Consider the following 7,212-nt stretch of genomic DNA (forward strand, 5'->3'; position numbering starts at 1 on the left):
CCGGCCGCTCAGCGCGACCAGGCGCGGGTTTTCTGCGACTGCACGCCCAGGCCCTCGATGCCCAGGCGCATGACATCGCCGGCCTTCAGGTAAAGCGGCGGCTTCTGGCCCAGGCCCACGCCGGGCGGCGTGCCGGTGCTGATGACGTCGCCGGGCAGCAGCGACATGAACTGGCTGATGTAGCTGACCAGTTGCTTCACGCCGAACACCATGGTGCGGGTGCTGCCGTCCTGGAAGCGCTTGCCGTTGACCTCCAGCCACATGCCCAGGTTCTGCGGGTCGGCGATCTCGTCGCGCGTTACCAGCCAGGGCCCGATGGGCGCGAAGCTGTCGCAGCCCTTGCCCTTGTCCCACTGGCCGCCGCGCTCGATCTGGTATTCGCGCTCGGACACGTCGTTCACCACCACGTAGCCGGCCACGTATTCCAGCGCCTCGCTTTCCTCGACGTAGGACGCCTTCTTGCCGATCACGACGCCCAGCTCGACTTCCCAGTCGGTCTTGACCGAGCCGCGCGGAATGATGACGTCGTCGTCGGGGCCGGTGATGGACGAGCTGGGCTTGAGGAACAGCACCGGCTCGGCCGGCACCGGCAGGCCGGACTCGGCGGCGTGGTCGGCGTAGTTCAGGCCCACGCAGACGATCTTGCCGACGCCGGCCACCGGGCAGCCGTGGCGCGGCTGGCCGTCCACGCGCGGCAGCGTGGACGCATCCAGCGCGGCGATGCGGGCCAGCGATTCAGGCGCCAGCGCGGCGCCGCCGATGTCGGCGACCACGCCGGACAGGTCGCGCAGCGCGCCCTGGGCGTCGATGAGGCCGGGTTTTTCCTGGCCGGGCTGGCCGTAGCGGACGAGTTTCATGCGGGCTCCTGAATAGGGAAGGGAGGATGGGGGATCACGGAAGGATAGGGTAGAAAAATGGTGCGGGAAGTCTGGTGCGGGAAGTCTGGGGCAGGAACGCGGCGGCGTCAGTTGGACCAGCCGCCGTCGATGACCTGGATGGTGCCGGTGGTGAAGGCGGATTCGTCGCTGGCCAGGTAGACCGCCAGCGCCGCGACTTCCTCGGCGCGGCCGACGCGGCCGATGGGCTGGCGGGCCACGAAGGCGGCGCGCACGGTCGCGTCGTCGGTGCCGGCCTGGCGCGCCTGCGTGGCGATGCGGTCGCGCAGCGAGGGCGATTCGATGGTGCCCGGGCAGATGGCGTTGCAGCGGATGCCGCCCGCCACGAAGTCGGCGGCCACCGCCTTGGTCAGGCCGATCACGGCGGCCTTGGACGCGCCGTAGGCGTAGCGGTTGGGCACGCCCTTGACGCTGGAAGCGGCCGAGGACATGTTGATGATGGAGCCGCCGCCGCGTTCGAGCATGGCCGGCAGGAAAGCGCGGATCGTGCGGTGCATGGACTTGGCGTTCAGGTCCATGGCGAAGTCCCAATCGGATTCCGGGCATTCGAGGATGTTGCCGGCGTGGACGTGGCCGGCGCAGTTGAACAGCGCGTCCAGCGCGCCGATCTCCTGGGCGCAGGCTTGCACCGCCTGCGTGTCCAGCACATTCAGCACGCGCGTGCGCAGCCTGGCCAGGCCTTCGGCCTGTGCCTGCCGCGCCAGCTGGGCGAGCGCGTCCTGGTTGATGTCAGTGGCCCAGACTTCGGCGCCTTCGCGCGCCATGGCCAGGGCGCTGGCCAGGCCGATGCCGTTGCCGGCGGCTGTCACCAGCGCCCGCTTGTTCTGCAAACGTTGCGTCATGCTGTCTCTGCTCCTGTATGGGCGGCCCGTGAAGAGTGCTCGTCTGTTGATTGAAAATATAATTTCATCAATAAAACAAATATACGGGAAAAATGGCAGGCCGTGAGGAATGCATCCTGGCCATCATGGCAGTGTTTACCCGAATTCCAGGCGATTAATGGCGGAAATGGTGATTTCCCTGGTTGACCTCAAGTTTGAAAATTGATTTCATACACGAAACGAAATCACATAAAACCACCGAGAGACAAGCCATGATCGATCCGCGTCTGCTGCTGATCTCCCCCGAAGACAACTGTTTGATCGTGTGCAGCCCGCTGGCGGCGGGCGCCGAGGTGATGCTGGAGCAGGGCGACGCCACGGTCCGCGCGCCGCTTGGCCTGGGCCACAAGCTGGCGCGCCATGCCATGCCCAAGGGCGAGAAGATCCTGAAGTACGGCGCCGTCATCGGCAGCCTGACCCAGCCCGTCGCGGCCGGGGACCACATTCATACGCACAACCTCGACAGCGACTACACGCCGACCTACACGCTGGAAGAGGGCCATACGTTCAACGATAGGTAGACCTCTCCCAAGGGGGCATGCCTGCGGCCCGACAAAGGCGGCTCCGTGGGGTGGCCCCCCCGAAGCCCTGCGCGCTTTCCCCCAGGGGAACGCCGACCGCCCGGCAAAGCCGGCTCCGTGGCATCCCGATGGGAGGGGCGCCTGTTGTGTTGTGTGAAATGCGTCAGCCATTTTGGAGAACTGAGATGCACCCCATGAAAACCACCACCCCGGCCTTGAGCGGCTATCCGCGCGCCGACGGCCGCAAGGGCATACGCAATGTCATCGTGGTGGCCTATCTGGTCGAGTGCGCGCATCACGTGGCGCGCGAGATCACGCTGGATTTCCACCATCTGGAAGGCGACGTGCAGGTGCATCTGGTCGGCTTTCCGGGCTGTTTTCCGAACAGCTACGCCGAGCGCATGATGACGGCCATCGCCACGCATCCCAACGTGGGCGCTGCGCTGCTGGTGTCGCTGGGTTGCGAGAGCATGAACAAGCGCAAGCTGGAGCAGGCCATCGCCGACTCCGGGCGGCCGGTGGCCACGCTGACCATCCAGCAACGCGGCGGCACGCGCAGCACCATCGCCGAAGGCGTGGCCTGGGTGCGCGAGACGGCGGCCGCGCTGGCGCGCCAGACGCGCGTGCCGATGGCGCTGAGCGAACTGGTGGTGGGCACCATCTGCGGCGGCTCGGACGGCACCAGCGGCATCAGCGCCAACCCGGCCGTGGGCCGCGCCTTCGACATGCTGATCGAGGACGACGCCACCTGTATCTTCGAGGAAACCGGCGAGCTGGTGGGCTGCGAGTTTCACATGAAGCGCCGCGCCGCCACGCCCGAGCTGGGCGAGGAGATCGTGGCCTGCGTCAACAAGGCCGCGCGCTACTACAGCATCATGGGGCATGGCAGCTTCGCGCCCGGCAACGCCGACGGCGGCCTGTCGACCATCGAGGAAAAATCGCTGGGGGCCTATGCCAAGAGCGGCGCCTCGCCCATAGCCGGCATCATCAAGCCGGGCGACGTGCCGCCCTTCGGCGGCCTGTACCTGCTGGACGTGGTGCCCGACGGCGAGCCGCGCTTCGGCTTTCCCAACATCAGCGACAACGCCGAGATCGTCGAGCTGATCGCCTGCGGCTCGCACGTGATCCTGTTCACCACCGGGCGCGGCTCGGTGGTGGGCTCGGCCGTGTCGCCGGTCATCAAGGTCTGCGCCAACCCGGAAACCTACCGCAAGCTGGGCGAGGACATGGACGTGGACGCGGGCCGCATCATCGAAGGGCGCGGCACGCTGCAGGAAGTCGCCGAGGAGATCTACGGCCAGGTCCGCGACGTGGCGCTGGGCGCGCCCAGCAAGTCCGAAGGGCTGGGACACCGCGAGTTCATCCTGACCTACAAGTCCTTCGAGCCGATCGGCCCGGCCTGCATGCCGGCCGCGCGCGCGGCCTGAGCGGGTCTCGTGCCGCGATCCGGGGAGGGACCGTGAATTATCAGTTCGATTTCGCGGCGGTGCTGGAGCAATGGCCGCTGCTGCTGGACGGCGCGTGGGTCACCATCAAGCTGTCGTTCTGCGCCACGGTGCTGGGCTTCGTGCTGGGCACGCTGTGCGCGCTGGCGCGCCTGAGCCGGCGGGCCTGGCTGCGCCGGCTGGCGGGCGCCTATGTCGAGGCGATCCGCAACACGCCGCTGCTGGTGCAGAGCTATTTCCTGATCTTCGGCCTGTCCAGCGCCGGGGTGACGCTGCCCATCATGGCGGGCGCGGTGCTGGCGCTGGTGATCAATATCGGCGCCTATACCTGCGAGATCATGCGCGCCGGCATCGAGTCCATCCACAAGGGCCAGCTGGAGGCCGGCGAATGCCTGGCGCTGTCGCCGCGCCAGGTGTTCTGGCACGTGGTGCTGCGGCCGGCGGTGGAACGCGTGTATCCGTCGCTGACCAGCCAGTTCGTGCTGCTGATGCTGGCCTCCAGCATCATGTCGGCGGTGGGCGCCGAGGAATTGCTGGCCGTGGCCAACCGCATCCAGTCGGACACCTACCGCAGCTTCGAGGTCTTCGTGGTGCTGTGGGGCCTGTACCTGGCCCTGTCCCTGCTGATGCGCGCCGGCTTCTGGCTGCTGGCCCGCTTCATCTTCCCGCGCCGGCGCAAGCTCGGCACGCCGCTGTAGGAGGCGCGCCATGACCTTCATTCCCGCGGAACACGCCTGGTATCTGCTGGCCGGCGCCTGGGGCACGGTCAAGCTGTCGTTCTGGACCTTCCTGGGCGGCGGCGCGGTCGGGCTGCTGCTGGCGCTGGCGCGGGTGGCGCCGCGCCGCGCGCCGCGCCTGCTGGCGGCGGGCTACATCCAGCTGATCCAGGGCACGCCGCTGCTGGTGCTGATGGGCCTGTGCTTCTTCGGCCCCAGCCTGTTCGGCCTGGGCGAGCTGTCGGCGCTGGCGGCCGCGGCGCTGGCCATGACGATCTATTCCAGCGCCTTCCTGGGCGAGATCTGGCGCGGCTGCATCCAGGCCGTGCCCAGGAACCAGTGGGAGGCGGCCGAATGCCTGGGGCTGTCGCGCCTGCAGCGCATGGGCAAGGTGATCCTGCCGCAGGCGCTGCGCATCGCCACGCCGCCCACGGTGGGCTTCCTGGTGCAGATCATCAAGAACACCTCGATCGCCTCGCTGGTGATCGGGTATTCCGAGCTGGCCTACAACGCCAAGATCCTCAACAACTCGACCTTCCAGCCCTTCATCTACTTTGGCTGCGCCGCGATCCTGTATTTCGCCATGTGCTATCCGCTGTCGCGCTGGAGCCGCTACCTGGAGAGGAAACTCAATGCATCCCGTGGTTGAACTCAAGCAGGTCCACAAGCGCTTCGGCAGCACCCATGTGCTGCGCGGCATCAGCTTTTCCGTGGACGCGGGCGAGGTGGTGGCCCTGATCGGCAAGAGCGGCTCGGGCAAGAGCACGGCGCTGCGCTGCATGGACCGGCTGGAAACCGCCGACGAAGGCGCGATCCACGTCTGCGGCCACGCGCTGCACGACGCCGCCGGCCTGGACCTGCGCGCGCTGCGGCGCGACGTGGGCATCGTGTTCCAGAGCTACAACCTGTTCCCGCACATGACGGTGCTGCAGAACGTGACGCTGGCGCCGCGCTCGGTCAAGGGCATCAAGGCCGAGGCCGCGCGCGAACTGGGCATGGAGGCGCTGGAGCATGTCGGCCTGGCCGACAAGGCCGAACACTATCCCGAACAGCTGTCCGGCGGCCAGCAGCAGCGCGTGGCCATCGCCCGCTCGCTGGCGATGCGGCCCAAGGTCATGCTGTTCGACGAAGTGACCTCGGCGCTGGACCCGGAACTGACCGGCGAGGTGCTGAAGGTGATCGGCCGGCTGGCCGCCGAGGGCATGACCATGATCCTGGTCACGCACGAGATGGCTTTCGCGCGGGAAGTGGCCGACAAGGTCATCTTCATGCACCAGGGGCAGGTCTGGGAAGAGGGCGCGCCGGCCATGCTGGCCGCGCCCGCCACGCCGGAGCTGCGCCAGTTCCTGGGCAGCGGGCTGTAGCGCGCACGCGCGTCGGCAGGACGGAATCAGCAGGACGGGCGCGGCGCTTGCCGGACCGCGCCCGGCAGCACAGGCAAGCGCATGCGCCGCATGCCCCTATCGCGGCATGCCCAGATCGATAAACAGGAGACCACCATGCAACACCGCCACACCCGCAAGTCCGCCGTCCGCCTGGCCGGCGCCGCGCTCGCCGCCGCGCTGTCCCTGGGCCTGGCCGCCGCCGCCAGCGCCGATCAGTTGCAGGACATCCTGGCCGCCAAGAAGCTGCGCGTGGCCATCGACCTGGGCGTGCCGCCCTACGGCATGAAGGACGCCGCGCTCAAGTCCACCGGCTCGGACGTCGAGACCGCGCGGCTGCTGGCGCAGGATCTGGGCGTGGAGCTGGAGATCGTGCCGACCACCGGCGCCAACCGCGTGCCCTTCCTGCAGACGAACAAGGCCGACATCGTGATCTCCAGCATGTCGATCACGCCGGAGCGCCAGAAGGTGGTGGACTTCTCGGTGCCCTATGCCGCCATCCTGGCGGTGGTGGGCGCGCCCAGGTCCATGACGCTGACCAGCGCCGCCGACCTCGCCAACAAGAAGGTGATAGCCACGCGCGGCACCACCAACGACGCCGAGCTGACCAAGATCGCGCCGAAGGACGCGCAGATCATCCGCTTCGATGACGACGCCACCTCGATCACCGCCGTGGTCAGCGGCCAGGCCGACATCTTCGCCACGGCGCCGGCGCTGCTGCGCACCATCAACGACAAGGCGCCGGCCAAGCAGATGGAGTCCAAGTTCGTCATGCGGCTGAACATGCTGGGCATCGGCCTGCGCAAGAACGAGCCGGCCCTGAAGGCCAGGCTGGACGGCTGGGTGCGCGACAACCTGCAGAACGGCAAGCTCAACGCCGTCTACAAGGAATTCCATGGCGTGAACCTGCCGCCCGAGGTGCAGGGGGCCAGCCGCTGAGCGGCCGGAGGCGACCATGGCACGCATCGCATCCGTGGAGATCTTCCTGGTCGACCTGTTGCCCAAGGTCGTGCGCACCGACGCGGTGCAGAGCTTCGAGCGGCAGGAAACGCCCATCGTGCGCATCACCGACAGCGATGGCGCGGTCGGGGTGGGCTACAGCTACACCATCGGCACCGGCGGCTCGGCCGTGGCGCGCCTGCTGGACGAGCACCTGGCGCCGATGCTGCCGGGCCGCGAGGCCGGCGATGTGGAAGGGTTGTGGCGCGAGCTGATGTACCGGGTGCACGCCACCACGGTGGGCGCGCTGACCTCGATCGCGCTGGCCGCCATCGACACGGCGCTGTGGGACCTGCGCGCGCGCCTTCGAGCCGCTGGACATTGCCTGGCTGGAAGAGCCGATCCACGCCGACGACGTGCACGCGCACCGGC

Annotated in this window: 8 protein-coding genes and 1 pseudogene; 7 read left to right on the forward strand and 2 right to left on the reverse strand. The window is 68.1% G+C overall.

From position 1 onward, the window contains the following. Positions 1-8 precede the first annotated feature (8 nt). Positions 9-857 (reverse strand): fumarylacetoacetate hydrolase family protein, encoded by an 849-nt coding sequence (locus AC6LJ5_RS16355; protein WP_392412963.1) that lies wholly within the window; start codon positions 855-857, stop codon positions 9-11. 107 nt (positions 858-964) lie between these two features. Then, on the reverse strand, positions 965-1,738 hold the full coding sequence (locus tag AC6LJ5_RS16360) for an SDR family oxidoreductase (protein WP_498141022.1): 774 nt from the start codon (positions 1,736-1,738) through the stop codon (positions 965-967). Between the two features lie 251 nt (positions 1,739-1,989). On the opposite strand from AC6LJ5_RS16360, the gene AC6LJ5_RS16365 reads away from it, so the two are divergent. From AC6LJ5_RS16365 to AC6LJ5_RS16395, 7 genes and pseudogenes are all read left to right on the forward strand, one after another. Continuing rightward, entirely contained in the window at positions 1,990-2,298 is a 309-nt protein-coding gene (locus tag AC6LJ5_RS16365; protein WP_103274187.1) for a UxaA family hydrolase, read from the forward strand. Between the two features lie 194 nt (positions 2,299-2,492). Then, a complete protein-coding gene (locus AC6LJ5_RS16370) occupies positions 2,493-3,725 on the forward strand; it encodes a UxaA family hydrolase (RefSeq protein ID WP_498141023.1) in 1,233 nt (410 codons plus the stop codon). A 32-nt stretch (positions 3,726-3,757) separates the two neighbouring features. Next, positions 3,758-4,441: an amino acid ABC transporter permease gene (locus AC6LJ5_RS16375; protein WP_498141024.1), complete on the forward strand. Its 684-nt coding sequence runs from the start codon at positions 3,758-3,760 to the stop codon at positions 4,439-4,441. A gap of 10 nt (positions 4,442-4,451) precedes the next feature. After that, positions 4,452-5,108, forward strand: coding sequence for an amino acid ABC transporter permease (locus AC6LJ5_RS16380; RefSeq protein WP_103274189.1), 657 nt, complete (start codon positions 4,452-4,454; stop codon positions 5,106-5,108). Continuing rightward, positions 5,092-5,823 carry an amino acid ABC transporter ATP-binding protein gene (locus AC6LJ5_RS16385; protein ID WP_498141025.1) on the forward strand — a complete coding sequence of 244 codons (732 nt, stop codon included), beginning with the start codon at positions 5,092-5,094 and terminating at the stop codon, positions 5,821-5,823. Before AC6LJ5_RS16380 ends, AC6LJ5_RS16385 begins: the two co-directional genes overlap by 17 nt. Positions 5,824-5,958: 135 nt before the next feature. Continuing rightward, positions 5,959-6,780: a transporter substrate-binding domain-containing protein gene (locus AC6LJ5_RS16390; RefSeq protein WP_392412959.1), complete on the forward strand. Its 822-nt coding sequence runs from the start codon at positions 5,959-5,961 to the stop codon at positions 6,778-6,780. 16 nt (positions 6,781-6,796) lie between these two features. Next, positions 6,797-7,212 (forward strand): annotated as a pseudogene (locus AC6LJ5_RS16395) (mandelate racemase/muconate lactonizing enzyme family protein); the annotation flags it as partial.

The organism is Achromobacter sp. 1011791174, from assembly GCF_059760925.1.

Coding starts and splice junctions, on each gene's coding strand:
- AC6LJ5_RS16355 (WP_392412963.1), bottom strand. CDS start 857: ATGAAACTCGTCCGCTACGGCCAGCCCGGCCAGGAAAAACCCGGCCTC.
- AC6LJ5_RS16360 (WP_498141022.1), bottom strand. CDS start 1,738: ATGACGCAACGTTTGCAGAACAAGCGGGCGCTGGTGACAGCCGCCGGC.
- AC6LJ5_RS16365 (WP_103274187.1), top strand. CDS start 1,990: ATGATCGATCCGCGTCTGCTGCTGATCTCCCCCGAAGACAACTGTTTG.
- AC6LJ5_RS16370 (WP_498141023.1), top strand. CDS start 2,493: ATGAAAACCACCACCCCGGCCTTGAGCGGCTATCCGCGCGCCGACGGC.
- AC6LJ5_RS16380 (WP_103274189.1), top strand. CDS start 4,452: ATGACCTTCATTCCCGCGGAACACGCCTGGTATCTGCTGGCCGGCGCC.
- AC6LJ5_RS16385 (WP_498141025.1), top strand. CDS start 5,092: ATGCATCCCGTGGTTGAACTCAAGCAGGTCCACAAGCGCTTCGGCAGC.
- AC6LJ5_RS16390 (WP_392412959.1), top strand. CDS start 5,959: ATGCAACACCGCCACACCCGCAAGTCCGCCGTCCGCCTGGCCGGCGCC.